This is a genomic window from Clostridia bacterium, assembly GCA_017620395.1.
GTDB lineage: Bacteria > Bacillota > Clostridia > Oscillospirales > RGIG8002 > RGIG8002.
Map to the genome: position 1 here is coordinate 134,220 of JAFZQJ010000027.1, position 15,486 is coordinate 149,705.

General features: G+C 52.6%; 12 protein-coding genes. All 12 read left to right on the forward strand.

Annotation, left to right across the window (positions count from 1 at the left end; all coding sequences use genetic code 11):
* Window positions 1–89 precede the first annotated feature (89 nt).
* The 12 genes from rmuC (at window position 90) to J5441_06550 (ending at window position 15,321) form a co-directional block, all read left to right on the forward strand.
* Window positions 90–1,442, forward strand: a complete 1,353-nt coding sequence (gene rmuC, locus J5441_06495) for a DNA recombination protein RmuC (GenBank protein MBO4934795.1) — start codon at window positions 90–92, stop codon at window positions 1,440–1,442.
* Window positions 1,443–1,541: 99 nt separating this feature from the next.
* On the forward strand, window positions 1,542–2,255 hold the full coding sequence (locus J5441_06500; GenBank protein MBO4934796.1) for a UMP kinase: 714 nt from the start codon (window positions 1,542–1,544) through the stop codon (window positions 2,253–2,255).
* Window positions 2,256–2,257: 2 nt separating this feature from the next.
* Window positions 2,258–2,812, forward strand: a complete 555-nt coding sequence (gene frr / locus J5441_06505; GenBank protein ID MBO4934797.1) for a ribosome recycling factor — start codon at window positions 2,258–2,260, stop codon at window positions 2,810–2,812.
* Window positions 2,813–2,867: 55 nt separating this feature from the next.
* Window positions 2,868–3,539 carry an isoprenyl transferase gene (locus J5441_06510; protein MBO4934798.1) on the forward strand — a complete coding sequence of 224 codons (672 nt, stop codon included), beginning with the start codon at window positions 2,868–2,870 and terminating at the stop codon, window positions 3,537–3,539.
* Window positions 3,536–4,396 carry a phosphatidate cytidylyltransferase gene (locus tag J5441_06515; GenBank protein ID MBO4934799.1) on the forward strand — a complete coding sequence of 287 codons (861 nt, stop codon included), beginning with the start codon at window positions 3,536–3,538 and terminating at the stop codon, window positions 4,394–4,396. The genes J5441_06510 and J5441_06515 overlap by 4 nt, the downstream gene beginning before the upstream one ends.
* A 14-nt stretch (window positions 4,397–4,410) precedes the next feature.
* On the forward strand, window positions 4,411–5,568 hold the full coding sequence (locus tag J5441_06520) for a 1-deoxy-D-xylulose-5-phosphate reductoisomerase (protein MBO4934800.1): 1,158 nt from the start codon (window positions 4,411–4,413) through the stop codon (window positions 5,566–5,568).
* Window positions 5,569–5,572: 4 nt separating this feature from the next.
* Window positions 5,573–6,622, forward strand: a complete 1,050-nt coding sequence (locus J5441_06525; protein ID MBO4934801.1) for a site-2 protease family protein — start codon at window positions 5,573–5,575, stop codon at window positions 6,620–6,622.
* 8 nt (window positions 6,623–6,630) lie between these two features.
* Window positions 6,631–7,680 carry a flavodoxin-dependent (E)-4-hydroxy-3-methylbut-2-enyl-diphosphate synthase gene (ispG, locus tag J5441_06530; GenBank protein MBO4934802.1) on the forward strand — a complete coding sequence of 350 codons (1,050 nt, stop codon included), beginning with the start codon at window positions 6,631–6,633 and terminating at the stop codon, window positions 7,678–7,680.
* Window positions 7,673–12,016: a PolC-type DNA polymerase III gene (locus J5441_06535; GenBank protein ID MBO4934803.1), complete on the forward strand. Its 4,344-nt coding sequence runs from the start codon at window positions 7,673–7,675 to the stop codon at window positions 12,014–12,016. The genes ispG and J5441_06535 overlap by 8 nt, the downstream gene beginning before the upstream one ends.
* Before the next feature lie 131 nt (window positions 12,017–12,147).
* Entirely contained in the window at window positions 12,148–12,708 is a 561-nt protein-coding gene (locus tag J5441_06540) for an RNA polymerase sigma factor (GenBank protein MBO4934804.1), read from the forward strand.
* Window positions 12,705–13,667, forward strand: a complete 963-nt coding sequence (locus J5441_06545; GenBank protein ID MBO4934805.1) for a hypothetical protein — start codon at window positions 12,705–12,707, stop codon at window positions 13,665–13,667. The genes J5441_06540 and J5441_06545 overlap by 4 nt, the downstream gene beginning before the upstream one ends.
* A gap of 43 nt (window positions 13,668–13,710) precedes the next feature.
* Window positions 13,711–15,321: a hypothetical protein gene (locus J5441_06550; protein MBO4934806.1), complete on the forward strand. Its 1,611-nt coding sequence runs from the start codon at window positions 13,711–13,713 to the stop codon at window positions 15,319–15,321.
* Window positions 15,322–15,486 lie beyond the last annotated feature (165 nt).

The following is a 15,486-nucleotide window of genomic DNA, read 5'->3' on the forward strand; positions in this document are numbered from 1 at the left end:
AAATTGTGTTTAATACTCTTTATTTATCCCACAAAATGTGGTATTATATATTAAACGTTTGAAAATCGACGGAAATGGACGGTAAGAAAATGGAAACTATAGCTGTAATCACTTTAATCGTGGCATGCGTCTCGTGCGTTCTGTCCGCTTGCGCGTTTATCGCCGCGTTTTCCGGAAGAAAGAAGGGTGGCGATCAGGAGCTGAAGCGCGATATTATCGACGAGCTTCGTACAACGCGCAGCGAGCTGTCCGTTCAGACTCAGACCGCGTCGAAAAACAGCTTCGAAACGATCGCCGAGCTTCAGCGCAGCGTTGCGCAGAAGCAGGACGTTCGCATTTCGGAATTATCCACGAATCTGATCGAAAGCCAGCGCGCTCTTCGTCAGTCCGTCGCAAATTCGATGAGCGAGATGAACGAGCGGATACGCGCTTTTTCCGAGCAGAACGAGAAGAAGCTTGAGGGTATTCGCGCTTCCACCAACGAAAGCATAAGGCTCATGATCGAGGAAAACGGCAAGAAGCTCGACGAGATGCGCAACACCGTCGATGAAAAGCTTCAGAAGACTCTTGAGGAGCGTCTTCAGCGTTCCTTCTCCGCGGTGAGCGAACAGCTTGAAAAGGTGTATCAGGGGCTCGGAGAGATGAAGACCGTAGCGGCCGACGTGGGCGATCTGAAGAAGGTGCTTTCCAACGTCAAGACCCGCGGAACGCTTGGAGAGTATCAGCTCGGGGCTATTCTCGAGCAGGTCCTTTCACCCGAGCAGTACGACGCTAACGTCGCGACGGTTAGCGGCAGTTCTGACAGAGTTGAATACGCGATACGCCTCCCCGGCGACGGAGAGGAGTTCGTATATCTGCCTATAGACGCAAAGTTTCCGGCGGATATATACCAGCAGTTGCTCGACGCGCGCGAAAAAGGCGACGCCGATGCCGCCGAAGCTGCGGGAAAACAGCTTGAGAGCCGTATCAGGAGCGAAGCTAAATCGATCAACTCAAAGTATGTTTCTCCGCCCGCAACGACGGATTTCGGCATACTGTTTCTTCCTTTTGAAGGGCTATACGCGGAGGTCGTACAGCGCGGACTTGTCGAGGTGCTTCAGCGTGAAAGCAAGATCATGATTGCCGGTCCGACGACAATGGCGGCTCTGCTCAACAGCCTGCAGATGGGCTTCCGTACGCTGGCGATAAAGAAGCACACCTCGGAGGTTTGGAACGCGCTCGCGGAAGTCAAGACTGAATTCGGCAAATTCGGTTCAGTGCTGAAGAAGACTCAGGAGCGCCTTGATCAGGCGCGCGGCGAGCTTGAAAGCCTCGTCGGAACGCGTACGCGCAAGATACAGCTTCGCCTTGACGCCATGACTAAACTCGGCACGAGCGAAGACGCCGTTGACTTCGGACGCGCGGTCGCGCTTATTGAAGGCGACGATCCTGCGGGTGATTAATTTGTTTATAATATTTGGATTTTTCACTTTACAACACATACGGTTTTGTAGTAAAATATTTATTAGCGCAAATTGTATTTCGGAATGAAGAAGGGGTGTCTGATGAAAGATATGTATAAAAGAGTGCTCCTGAAGATCAGCGGTGAGGCGCTGGCGGGGGACCTCGGTCACGGACTTGACTACGAGACTTTGAAACACATTTCCGCGAGCATTAAAAAAGTGTATGAGCTCGGCGTTGAGGTCGCCATCGTAGTCGGCGGAGGTAATTTCTGGCGCGGCAGGCAGCACGAAGGAATGGACAGGACAACGGCCGACCATATCGGCATGCTGGCAACGACGATGAACGCGCTCGCTCTCGCGGACGCGATCCAGGAGCAGGGAGTACCCACGCGCGTAATGACCGCGATCGAAATGAAATCCATAGCCGAGCCGTATATCAGAGGAAGAGCTATAAGACACTTCGATAAAAACCGCGTTATCGTATTCGGCGCCGGTACGGGCAATCCGTTCTTCTCGACCGATACCGCGGCGGCGCTCCGCGCGGCGGAGATTGAAGCCGACGTCATCATGAAGGCCACGAACGTCGACGGAGTATTCAACAAGGATCCGCATAAGTTCTCCGACGCCGTCAAGATCGACGAGCTTACTTATCTCGACGTTATCAATCAGCAGCTCGGAGTTATGGACTACGCGGCGATTTCGCTTTGCATGGAGAATAAGATACCCATTATCGTATTCAACCTTAACGATCCCGACAACATCTTCAGAGCCGTCAAGGGCGAGAAGATAGGAACAACAGTAAAGGAGTTTTAGTTATGAAAGGCACTTATCCCGAAATCGAATCAAAGATGCAAAAAACGCTTTCTGCGCTCGAAACAGAGTTCGGCACTATCCGGGCGGGCAGGGCGAACCCCGCCGTTCTGGATAAGATAAGGGTGGATTATTACGGAACCCCCACTCCGATCAACCAGATGGCCGCGGTTTCCGTTCCGGAACCCCGCATCCTTATGATCGCCCCGTGGGACGTTTCCCAGATCAAAGCGATCGAGAAGGCGATACTGACTTCGGAGTTGGGCATCAACCCACAGAACGACGGGAAGAGCATCCGGCTTGTTATCCCGCCGCTGACCGAGGAGCGCCGCAGGGAAATCGTCAAGACTCTCCACAAATACGCTGAAGAAGCTAAGGTATCCGTCAGGAACATCCGCCGCGATGCGATCGAGGATTTCAAAAAGCAGCAGAAATCCAGCGAGATGACCGAGGACGATTATAAGATCTGTGAAAAGGACATTCAGGAGCTTACCGATACCTATTCCGATAAGATTACTAAGGTCCTCGAGGTCAAGGAAAAAGAGATATTAGAGGTCTGATTTGAGGAAAAAGCATAAGCTTCCGGCGGTCGTACCCGAGTCCATAGGCATTATAATGGACGGAAACGGCCGCTGGGCAAAGAAACGCGGTTTGCCGAGAAGCCTCGGTCACAGTAAGGGTGCCGGGGTTTTTCGCGATATCGTTATATATTGCAACGAGCTCGGTGTCAAATACGTAACTGTCTACGCATTCTCAACGGAGAACTGGAAACGCTCGCGGGATGAGATTGATTCTATCGTAAATATTCTCCGCGATTATTTGAAGAAGGGCTTTATCGAACTGAAAAAAAACAATATCGTGATAAAGTTTATAGGCGATATTTCTCCGTTCCCTCAGGACGTGAAAGATGAAATTAAGCAACTTGAGGCGGACAGCGCCGCAAACAACGGTATCACGCTCAACATTGCCCTTAACTACGGCGGCCGAGCTGAGCTTGTTCATGCGTTCCGGAGTATGCTCGCCGACGTTGAAGCGGGTAAGCTGTCGGCTGAGGAAATAACGGAAGATACCGTTGAAAGCTATCTGTATACTGCGGGGCAGCCTTCTCCGGATTTGATTATTCGTCCGAGCGGAGAGTTGAGACTTTCAAACTTTATGCTTTGGCAGGCCGCGTATTCCGAGTTCTGGTTCGATAACGTGCTTTGGCCGGATTTCGACAGAAAAGACCTTCTTCGTGCTTTTGCAGACTTTGCGGAAAGAGACCGCAGATACGGGGGCAGAAAATGAAGCAGAGGATTTTTACCGCTTCGATACTCATACTACTCGCCGCACCGATACTTATCTGGTCGGACACGATCGTGTTGAATATCGCCGTAGCGCTCATTTCCGCGATAGGAATATATGAGCTGCTTTCGGCTACGAAGTATGTTCAGGATCATACTCTTACGGTTCTGAGCATCATATACTCGGCCGCTATACCGTTTTTATATCTCTTCCCGGGGGATATGCGGATAGGCGTATTCATCGGCGTGGCATTTGTGTTCGTCGTAGCGTTGTTTATGCTTCTTGTTTTCAAAAATAAGAAATACCGTCTTGAACATATTTCGGTTGCGTTTTTGATGGCAACCATTATTCCCGTGTTCCTTTCGTCGCTGATCGTTCTGCGCAGAATGCCCGAAACCATGGTCGTTGATGCGCGTATGAGCTTTGTGTTCATGCTGCTGCCGATAGTATGCGTGATATTGACCGATACGTTTGCGCTTTTTACGGGGATGCTGATAGGGAAGCACAAGCTTGCTCCGTCAGTCAGCCCCAAGAAGACTGTTGAAGGAGCGATAGGCGGAGCCGTGTTCGGCGTGTTGACTTTCGTCGTTGCCGGAATCATATCCGAAAAGGTGACGGGAGTCGACGTCTCGCTGCCGTTGTTTGCCGCCGCCGGGCTGATAACGAGCGTGATAGGGCAGTTCGGAGACCTTTTCATGTCGGTCATCAAAAGACACTGCGATTTGAAGGACTTCGGCAATCTGATGCCGGGGCACGGAGGCATCCTCGACCGGTTTGACAGCTTGATATTTGCCGCGCCGACGTTCCTGCTTTTTGTTTACGGGCTGGATTATCTCGGCGTACATATGATAATTCATTAATCGGAGCATAGAATATGAATGACAATTCGGTAGCCGTTCTCGGCTCGACAGGTTCAATAGGAATACAGACGCTTGACGTGATACGCTCGCTGGGCATGCGTATCACGCTTTTGTCGGCCAAAAGCAGCGTCGAAGCCCTGGAAAAGCAGATCAGGGAGTTTCTGCCCGCCGCCGCCGTCATGACTGATCCCGCCGCCGCGGAGGAACTGAAGATCCGCGTCGCCGACACCGGCACGAAGGTGTATTCCGGAGAAGATGCGCTTTGTTCATGCGTTCGTGAATGCGACTCGCAGACCGTGGTCAACGCCGTCGTCGGCTTTGCCGGTCTTAAACCGACCGTCGCGGCGATCGAAGCGGGAAAGCGGCTTGCTCTCGCGAACAAAGAGAGCCTCGTCGCCGGCGGCGAATACGTGATACCGCTTGCGAAAAAACGCGGGGTGGAGATTTTCCCGATAGACAGTGAACACAGCGCGATTTTCCAGTGTATGCTCGCTTCGTCCGATCATGATGCCGAGGTCGATAAAATAATTCTCACCGGCTCGGGAGGGCCTTTCAGGGGTATGAAGGAGTTTGAGCTTCGTTCCGTAACTCCGGAGCAGGCCGTCAGGCATCCGAACTGGAATATGGGGCAAAAGATCTCCGTTGATTCCGCGACGCTGATGAATAAAGGGCTTGAGGTGATCGAAGCCGTCCGGCTTTTCGGCGTTCCTACTGAAAAGATAGAAGTCGTTATCCATAAAGAGAGCATCATTCATTCGATGGTGCGCTTCAGAGACGGAGCCGTGATAGCGCAGATGTCCTATCCGGATATGCGCCTTCCGATAAGTTACGCGCTTACGTATCCGAGCAGAGAATTCGCGGATTATAAACCGGTCGATTTTGCGACTCTCGGCAGTCTCAGTTTTGAAGAGCCCGACACCGCGACCTTTAAGTGCCTTGACTATGCCTACACCGCGCTTGAAATGGGCGGCAACGCGACCGCCGTGCTGAACGGCGCGAATGAAACCGCCGTCGAGCGCTTTCTGAAGCATGAAATCGGTTTCTGCGATATTCCGCGCTGCGTGGAGACCGCGTTGCTCGGCGCCGCTCCGACAGATAACGATCTCGATGGTATCATAGACGCCGATATGCAGGGCAGAAGGATCGCGTCGGTTGTAAAAAGAACCTGGTGATACTATGAATACTTTTTTAGGCATTGTAATTTCCATAATAGCTTTTGCCGTGATGATTTTCATCCATGAATTTGGTCACTTCATTACCGCGAAGCTGTTCAAAGTAAAGGTGAATAAGTTTGCGCTCGGTATGGGACCGGCGCTCTTCAAGTTCGGCAAGGGCGAGACCGAGTATTCGCTCCGGTTATTCCCGATCGGCGGTTACTGCGCCATGGAGGGCGAGGACGGCGAGAGCGAAGAGCCCCGCGCGTTCGTCAATCAGCGTCCGTGGAAGCGCCTTATCATTCTCGCCGCGGGCGCAACGATGAATATACTGCTCGGCTTGCTGATAATGTCAATTCTCGTCTGTCAGATGCCGCTTTTGGGCACGCGCATCATCGCCAACGTTCCGCAGACGAACGAGGGCGTTCAGAACGCGATTCAGATAGGCGACGAGATAGTTAAAGTCAATGACAGAAGAGTTTATATTCCCCGCGACCTCGATTACGTTCTCGCGCTTGACGACGACGGAAAAGCCGACTTCGTCATTGTCAGAGACGGCGAGAAGCTGGAGCTGAAGGACGTTCAGCTTTACGTTTATACCGACGAGGACTCCGGTTCGAAGGGAACGTATTTGGAGTACGGGCCTGAAGCGTATCAGTTCCTCGGTAAAGAGAAGACGTTTTTCGGCGTTATCGGTTACAGCATATCGGAAACCGTTTCAACGGTAAGGCTTGTTTTATACTCTTTCGCAAGCCTGATAACGGGCAAAATACCGATTCGTTCGCTTGGCGGCCCCGTCGCGGTCACCGAGACGGTCGTGAAGACGGTTTCGAGCGGTTGGAAAACGGTGCTTAACCTGATAGGAATGATAAGCATAAACCTCGGTGTGTTCAACCTGCTTCCGCTTCCGGCGCTTGACGGAGGCAGAATACTCTTTACGCTGATCGAGATGATCTTCCGCAAGCCGGTCAGCCGCAAGGTGGAGGGTATTATCCACACGGTCGGATTCGTTCTGCTCATTGGTCTTATGATACTTGTGTTTGCGAAGGATATCTTCTCGCTGTTCGTTTGAGGTGTGAAATGACGCGCAGGGTTAAAGTCGGAAATACATTCATCGGCGGCGGTGCGCCGGTTTCAGTGCAGACGATGCTGGACGTTCCGTCATACGACGTTGAGGGCAACGTCGGGCAGGCGCTTGCGGTTCAGGCCGCAGGCGCTGACATTCTGCGCGTTGCCGTGCCGGATAAGGACGCGCTCAAAACGCTTGAGGCCGTCAAGAAGGCCGTTTCGATTCCGGTCGTGGCGGATATACACTTTGATTATAAGCTTGCGATCGAGTCCGTTGACCGCGGCGCCGACAAGATAAGGATCAACCCCGGAAATATCGGCGGAGCGGAAAAAGTCCGCGCCGTCATCGCCAAATGCGCCGCAAACGGCGTTGCGGTAAGAGTCGGTGTAAACTCCGGTTCGCTTGAAAAGGAACTGCTTTCAAAGTACGGAGCTCCGACGCCGGAGGCTTTGTGCGAAAGCGCGTTGAACGCGGTGAGTCTTCTTGAGGAGCTGGACTTTTTCAACACGGTTGTTTCAATTAAGACGTCGTCGGTAGCCGACACGGTCAAGGCGTATCGGCTCTTCTCATCTCAGTCTGATTATCCGCTTCATATCGGCGTCACCGAAGCGGGAACGGAGAGGACCGGCGTGATACGCAGTTCCGCCGCGCTCGGATCGCTTTTGCTTGACGGGATAGGGGATACGCTTCGCGTTTCTCTTACCGCTTCGCCCGTTAAGGAGATTCAGGCGGGAATTGAGATACTCAAGGCGTGCGGAATTCGCAGCGGAGCGCAGGTCATATCCTGTCCGACATGCGGCAGAACGCGAATCGACGTAAAATCTCTTGCCGAACAGACAGAGAGTATGCTTGCCGGCTGCAAAAAGCCCGTAAAAGTAGCCGTAATGGGCTGCGTGGTCAACGGCCCCGGGGAAGCCCGCGAGGCGGATTTCGGGATAACCGGAGGCGACGGAGTCGGGCTGGTTTTCAAAAGAGGCGAAATCGTTGAAAAGGTCAGGGAATCCGAGCTGCTTGACGCGCTTTTAAAATACATAAAGGAATACGAAACAAAAGATGAGTGATACTGGATACAAGTTCTCAGACGTGTTTAATAAGATTGCCGCATCCGACGAGATCGGCTCTCTTACAATAAAGAACGCTTCTCTCCGAAAGGAAAGCAACGTTCTTTCTCTTACTGTGCTCGAAGCCGTCACAGACGGCATGAAAGCGCAAATATCCGCAATGCTCATTTCGGAGTACGGATTCAGCGGCGTGACGATCGATTGCCCCGAGGCGCAGACCGCCGATGTTTCGGCCGCTGATAATAGTCCGGAATCGGAGCACGTGAACGCGGCTCCCGAAAGCAGCAGCGGTTCCGGGAACGCTTTTGAGTACGCTGAAGCCCCTGCGGATGAAACCGTGAGCGATACCGACAAATACACGTTTGCGGAGATACTCAACAGAGTGATTTCAAAAAGCCCTCCGACGGCATCGCTGCTTGCCGGATGCAAATATACCATTGAAGGCGACACCGTTACCGTAACTCTTACGAAAGGCGGAATGTCTTATCTCGACAAAAGGGGAGTAACCGCTTATCTTGAAAAGCAGATGCGCGACGCCGTCAAAAAACCGTTCAAGATCGCATACGACGGCATTACGGAAGTGGACAGCGTCATCAGCGACGAGGAACTTCTTGCATTGTCAACCGCCGGAAGCGGAAATGTCACCAAAGAGTCAGAGCGCGTTCTGCTCGGAAATAAGATAACAAAACCGACGATTCCCATGTCTTCGATAAACGAGGATACCGGAAGAGTATGCGTTGAAGGCGACGTATTCAAACTCGACACGCGTGAAACACGCGACGGCACAAAGCTTCGCGCGACTGTTTACATCACAGATTACACGGCGTCTGTCGCGTTAAAGCTCGAAGACTATACCGATAAACTCGGCCGCGTTGTTGACAAGCTCTCCGAGGGAGTCCGTATACGCGTTCGCGGAATAATGCGTTACGACAGGTTCTTCGGAGATATGTGTCTTTTCGCCGATGATATTATGACTGTTCCTAAGCAGACCGTTCCGGATACTTCAGAACAGAAGCGCGTTGAACTGCACCTTCACACCAATATGTCGTCTATGGACGGCATCAACGATATCGAGGATTACGTAAAACGCGCGTCGGAGTGGGGACATAAAGCGATCGCCGTCACGGATCACGGCGTCGTCCAGGCCTATCCCGCCGCTGCCGCCGCGGCAAAGAAATACGGAGTTAAAATGCTTTACGGCGTTGAGGATTACTTTGTCAACGATATCGTTAAAGCTTTCGTAGGCGATTCCGTAGTTTCTCTTGACGGAGAGTTTACCGTATTCGATATAGAAACGACCGGCACGACGCTCTCAACCGAGAGGATAACCGAAATCGCCGCCGTCAAATTCCGCTGCGGAGAAGTGGCGGAGGAATTCCAGACCTTCTGCAATCCCGAAAAGCACATCAGCGAAAAGATCCAAACGATAACCGGCATTACCGACGATATGGTCGCCGATGCTCCGAATGAAAACGAAGCTGTGCGCAGTTTCCTTGATTTCTGCGGCGACAGCGTTCTTGTCGCGCACAACGCGGCTTTTGATACGAGCTTTATAGCCGCCGCGTGCGAAAGAAACGGGATTCCGTACGACTATTCGCATATTGACACGATTCCGCTTTGCCGCAAATACTATCCGCAGCTGAGAAAAATGACGCTTGACACCGTAGCGCGTTTTCTCGGATACGGCGATTTCCGTCACCACCGCGCTCTTGATGACACAAAAGTACTCGCCGCCATTTTCCGCGATCTTGTTGAGAGGCTTAAGGCGGACGGAGTAACCGACACCTCCGGTCTGAACGGCGCTCTTGAAGGAATGAACACCAACTCAATGCACCGTTTCCATCAGGTCCTGCTCGTGAAAAACAAAACGGGACTGAAGAACCTCTACAAGCTCGTTTCAAAAGCGCATATCGATAACTTCTATTATCAGCCTCGCGTTAAGAAGAGCGATCTTAACGCCCTGCGCGAAGGTCTCATCGTCGGTAGCGCGTGCGTTGAAGGCGAGCTGTATCGTGCGTTCCTTGAGGCGAGAAGCGAAGAGGAAATCAGGAAAATAGCCGACTACTACGATTATTTCGAGATACAGCCGGTCGCAAACAACGAGTTTCTCATTAATGACGACGATATAACGTCCGTCAACAGCAAGGACGATATCAGAGCTATCAATAAAAGAATAGTTGAGCTCGGAGAAAAGCTCGGTAAGCCCGTCGTCGCGACAGGAGACGTGCATTTTCTCAACCCTCGCGACAGCATATTCCGCGAGGTGCTTATGGATGCGGCCGGATTCCAGCCGGGCGAGACGGAAAGCGAGCTGTATTTCCGCTCGACAGACAATATGCTCCGAGAGTTTTCCTACCTCGGCGAAGAAAAAGCGTTCGAGGTCGTCGTTACAAACACCAACAAAATCGCCGATATGATCGAAGAGATCCTTCCGGTTCCGGAAGGAACGTTCACGCCTTCGATAGAAGGCGCAGAGGAAAGCTTCCGCAACAACACCTACGCAAGAGCGCACGAGATTTACGGGGATCCGCTGCCCGCGATTGTTGAAGACCGCCTCGCGAAAGAGGTCAATTCCGTTATCAACAACGGATTCTCGGTAATGTATGAATCCGCGAGGCGCATCGTCAATTTTTCAAACGAAAACGGATATATCGTCGGCTCGCGTGGTTCCGTCGGCTCGTCTTTCGCGGCGACGATGGCGGGCATTACCGAAATAAACCCGCTTCCTCCTCACTACGTGTGCAAAAAGTGTAAGCATTCCGAATTCATCACCGACGGAAGCGTAAAGTCCGGTTTTGAGCTTGATGAAAAGCCATGTCCCGAATGCGGTACGATTATGGTCGGAGACGGTCACGACATCCCGTTTGAGACATTCCTCGGCTTCCACGGAGAAAAAGCGCCGGATATAGACCTTAATATCTCCGGCGAATTCCAGTCTACCGTTCACAAATACGTTGACTCGCTTTTCGGAGCCGAATACTGCTTCAAGGCCGGCACAATTTCCGTTATCCAGGAAAAGACCGCGTACGGCTTCGTCAAGAAGTATCTCGAAAAACGCGGAAAGCTTGTCAGCAACGCGGAGATAGAGCGCCTCGTTACCGGCGCGACCGGCGTAAAACGCACGACCGGACAGCATCCGGGCGGGATCGTCGTCGTTCCGAAGGGCTACGAGATCTATGATTTCACTCCTGTTCAGCGCCCTGCGGATAAATCCGATTCGGATATAATCACCACCCATTTCGACTTCAATTCGATGCACGATACTCTGCTGAAGCTCGACCTTCTCGGGCACGATGTACCGACGCTCGCGAAGCATCTTACCGATACTACCGACACACCCTTCACAAGCGTTCCGCTGAACGATAAGAAGGTCATGTCGCTGTTCACGTCGCCGGAGGCGCTCGGCGTCGACGCAAAGCAGATCAACTGCGAGACTGGCACTCTCGGCCTGCCGGAAATGGGCACCGAGTTCGTGCGTCAGATGCTCGTTGAAGCGCAGCCCAAGAAGTTCTCCGATCTGCTCCAGATCTCCGGCCTTTCGCACGGAACTGACGTCTGGCTCGGCAACGCGCAGGATCTCATAAAAAACAACGTCTGCACGATTTCCGAGGTCATAGGCACAAGAGACGATATAATGGTTTATCTGATGCACAAAGGACTGCCGTCAGATCAGGCGTTCTCGATCATGGAGAAGGTCAGAAAGAAGAACAAGACTCTTTCCGAAGACGACGAGAAGCTTATGAAGAGCAACGGCGTGCCGGAGTGGTACCTCGACAGCTGCAAAAAGATCAAGTATATGTTCCCGAAGGCGCACGCCGCCGCTTACGTTATGAGCGCGATACGCCTCGGATGGTACAAGGTCTACCGTCCGCGTGAATTCTACGCGGCGCTTTTCACCGTCCGCCCGGACGGCTTCGACGCCGAAACGATGTCCGGCGGTCTGAGCGGCATAAAGAACAAACGCGCGGCGCTGCTCGCGAAGCTGCAGGAAAGCGGCTCTAAGATGTCGGCGAACGACAAGAACGCGCTTAACGTAATGGATCTTTCGATCGAGATGTATTCGCGCGGAATAACCTTCCTGCCTGTCGATATATATAAATCCGATCCGTTCCGCTTCGTCGTGGAAGGCGACGGCATAAGGATGCCGTTCATCGCCGTCGCGGGACTCGGCGACTCCGTCGCCACCGCGCTCGCCGAAGCGCGGAAGGAATCCCGCTTCTCAACTCAGGAGGATATAAAAAACGTCAGCGGCGTCTCCAAATCCATCGTCGAGGCGATGGATCGCCTCGGAGCGTTCGCGGGTATCCCCAAGAGCAGTCAGCTTACGTTCTTCTGATAAATCAATACTTACCGAAAGCGCCGCGATATCGGCGCTTTCTTTTTATCAAAAACGTGTAACCTTTTCCATAAAAAAAGTGCTTCTTATGGTGAAGGCCTTCCACCGCGAAAGAAAGGAGATGGAGGCCCGTGGATGACAGCAGGATCGTCGACCTGTACCTGCAGCGCGACGAAGAAGCGATAAAGCTAACCGCCGAGAAATACGGCGGCCGCCTTCGCTCACTCGCCTACGGAGTCGCGAACGACGAGCGCGTAGCGGAAGAATGCGAAAACGACACCTACCTGCAGGCGTGGAACTCCATCCCGCCTCATGAACCGCGCGACTATCTCTACGCCTTCCTCGCGCGCATAATCCGTCACGTCGCGTTAAACCGCTGCCGCAGCGATAACCGGCTGAAGCGCAGCGCGTATATATGTGAGCTCAGCGAAGAGTTGGAGCAGTGCCTGCCCGCGCCGGACGACGTAGAACGCCGTATGGATAACGAGGCGCTCGGCAGAGCGATAAACGGATTTCTCGCCGTTCTTGACGCGGAAAAACGCAATATATTCATTCGCCGGTATTGGTATCTTGATACGGTAGCCGACATTTCCGAGCGTTTCGGCGTGTCGGAGAGCAAGGTTAAAACGACGCTTTTCCGCTGCCGCAAACGGCTCAGTGAATATCTCGAAAAGGAGGGTTTCGTCTTATGAGAGGTAACGAAATGCTTGACGTGCTGGAGTTTATAGCTCCCGAATATATCGAAGCCGCCGATGAACTGCCGGATAAAACGAAGATAAAGGCGTTCAAACCGTGGATGAAATGGGCGGCAGCGGCGGTGGCGATAGTCGTTATCGCCGCCGGAACGCCCCTCGCGCTGAAAGCGATCGGCTCCTTCCGCAACGAAAACTTCGTCGCCCCGAACAGCAGCGGCAATTCCGGCGTTGTCGCTCCCGTCGACAGCAGCGAATCCGAAAGCGGCGAGCCGGATAGCAGCGGCGAGCCGGAAAGCGAAAATGACGCCTCGTCTGAACAAAGCGGCGAAAGCCGCCCCCGCGGCGACAAAACGCCGAGCGGCTCCTCGTCGGATACTCCGGATGAGCTGGTATCGTCGTCAGAAACGCCGGACGTATCGTCGTCAGAAACGTCGGGTGGATCGTCCTCCGGAACGGCGGACAGCGACAGCCCCTCCGGCGCGCCGGAAGGCGAATTTTTAAAGGACGATATGCCGCCGCTCACTTGCCGGATAAACGGCGAAAGCAAGACGTTCTCATATACCGTATCCGAATGGGCTGTTGAATCCCCCTCGACTGATTTTGAGGACTACCTAAGTTATTATGTAATCGATCATTACCTCGGCAGCGACGGCAGCACCGTCCTGATAAACTCCGGATCCGGCGAATTGATACAATACGAGAGAACGCCCCTCCACGGCGATTGTTTCCTGGATGCGGATGACATAATACCGGAAAATGAAGCGATCGAAAGGGCAAAACTCGCGATATTGAATACCGATATCGCCGTGAGCGGGATTGAAAACGCCGAAGTATCCGTTCAAACGTCGGCTAAAGGGTATTATGTCACGCTGGCAGTCCCAGAAGGGAAGGTCTACGTTAGTGTTGATACGCAGGGAAGTCTGCTGGGTATATATGTTAATAAGCGCGGCTCTTGATTTAATCGGATACTAATCATATAATCAAAAGGAGGAAAAGAAAATGAAAAAGCTTTACAAACGCATCATCGCCGTGGCGCTGTGTCTGGCGCTCATGGCAGCGCTCGTTCCCGCGACGGTGTTCGCGGAACGCAAGTTCACTACCGGCGAGATAATAGTTATCCTGCATGAATCGTACTATGGGTATTATCAAGGTAACGGCGACCTGCGGAAGGTACTTCCGGAGATCGAGATCGAAGATTACACCGACGTGTATTTCTCGTTGCTTGAAGCGACTCAGCAGCCGCAGGAAGAATGGGATCCGATGATGGTTGCGCAGACCGGAAAAACGTTTGTCGTCACGCTTGTCGATAAGAGCGCTGAAGCGGTGGACGCCGCGGTTGAGGCGCTCAAGGGCAACTGGCGCGTTTATTTGGTGGAAAAGAATTACTATGTCGAAGACGGGGAAACGGAAAACGAGTTACAGAACGGCGATATTATACCCGGAGAAATCTCTATAATCTTAAGAGATCAGTATTACACCATTGACGGGCCGTATCTCGATCTGCTCGACATACTTCCGGAAATAGGAGTCGAATCGTATTACGATGCTGTCCTTAAAAATTACGATAAGATCCTCCAACTCGCCGAAGACAACGGAAGGTCGGTTGAAGAGTATAGTAAGATGCTGAATGGCTACATCGGAAAAGAGTTCGCCGTCAAGCTGAAGGAAAAGTCGGTCAAAGCATCAATATGTACTGCTGCGTTGCTTAAAGTAGCCGGTATCGGCGCTTCCCCGAGTGTTTACTGTGAAGAAGGATTGGCTTGGTGGGATCGACCGGAAAACGTTTCTTCTGACCTTTTCGGAGTCGTTACCTATTTGGGCGGGCCGAGAATGTGTGTGCACCATATCGAGACATGGATGCCCGGTGAGATCGAGTTGAGACTTTACGAGCCATACTTCGGAGATTTGAGAGATCTGTTCCCGGAAATAGACATCAAAAGCTATGTGGATGTAAGAGCCAGAGCGGCCGAGATCATAACCAACCCCGAGAAACCGATCGAGGATTTCGGAATGTGGTTCGAAGTCACGCTGACGGAGAGGACGTGTGAGGCTGCTGCCAGCGCTGTTGCGCTCCTCGAGAGAAACGCGCTTGTTGAGTTCGCGAGGCTGGAATATGCCGAAATTGTCCCGGGAGAGATTCTGGTTTCGTTCAAGGAGCCGTATAACGGCGACGTCGCCGCGCTTTTCCCGAATCTGCAGATAGAGAGTTGGCATGAAATATATGCGGGCCTTCGCAGAGTTCTCGCGGAGCAGGGAAAGACGCTTGACAAAGAGCTGAATGTTGAATTTATGATCAAGCTTGCCGAATACAGCGTGGACGCTGTGATCGAAGCATGGAATGAAATAGAAAAATGCGAGTTGATTGATAGAGTTTGGCCTAATGTATACGGTTATCTTGACGATATGATGATCGTCACTCCGGATACGCTCCAACCTGGCGTGCCCGAAGACAAGATCACCGTTGCCGACGCGCTTGCAGTGCTGCGCGTTGCAGCTGGGCTTGCGGATGTAACGCCTGAGCTTATCGCGACGTACGACAAGGACGGCGATAACACCGTTACCGTCAATGACGCGCTGATTGTTCTCCGCATAGCCGCGAAGCTTGCGTAAGTTCAGTTTCGGTCATAATGAAAAAGCAACCGCCCTGACGGGCGGTTGCTTTTTTGTGAATTTGATCAGCAGCGGCGCTTTAAAGCCTTCCCCTTGAGGGGAAGGTGCCCCGAAGGGGCGGATGAGGTGTCGCGGCGACGGTTATACCTGCTGACGGGTGTTCTT

What these genes read in the sequence shown, in the direction of transcription:
- rmuC (MBO4934795.1), top strand. Translation starts at nt 90, where the DNA reads ATGGAAACTATAGCTGTAATCACTTTAATCGTGGCATGCGTCTCGTGC.
- frr (MBO4934797.1), top strand. Translation starts at nt 2,258, where the DNA reads ATGAAAGGCACTTATCCCGAAATCGAATCAAAGATGCAAAAAACGCTT.
- J5441_06510 (MBO4934798.1), top strand. Translation starts at nt 2,868, where the DNA reads ATGGACGGAAACGGCCGCTGGGCAAAGAAACGCGGTTTGCCGAGAAGC.
- J5441_06515 (MBO4934799.1), top strand. Translation starts at nt 3,536, where the DNA reads ATGAAGCAGAGGATTTTTACCGCTTCGATACTCATACTACTCGCCGCA.
- J5441_06520 (MBO4934800.1), top strand. Translation starts at nt 4,411, where the DNA reads ATGAATGACAATTCGGTAGCCGTTCTCGGCTCGACAGGTTCAATAGGA.
- J5441_06525 (MBO4934801.1), top strand. Translation starts at nt 5,573, where the DNA reads ATGAATACTTTTTTAGGCATTGTAATTTCCATAATAGCTTTTGCCGTG.
- ispG (MBO4934802.1), top strand. Translation starts at nt 6,631, where the DNA reads ATGACGCGCAGGGTTAAAGTCGGAAATACATTCATCGGCGGCGGTGCG.
- J5441_06535 (MBO4934803.1), top strand. Translation starts at nt 7,673, where the DNA reads ATGAGTGATACTGGATACAAGTTCTCAGACGTGTTTAATAAGATTGCC.
- J5441_06545 (MBO4934805.1), top strand. Translation starts at nt 12,705, where the DNA reads ATGAGAGGTAACGAAATGCTTGACGTGCTGGAGTTTATAGCTCCCGAA.
- J5441_06550 (MBO4934806.1), top strand. Translation starts at nt 13,711, where the DNA reads ATGAAAAAGCTTTACAAACGCATCATCGCCGTGGCGCTGTGTCTGGCG.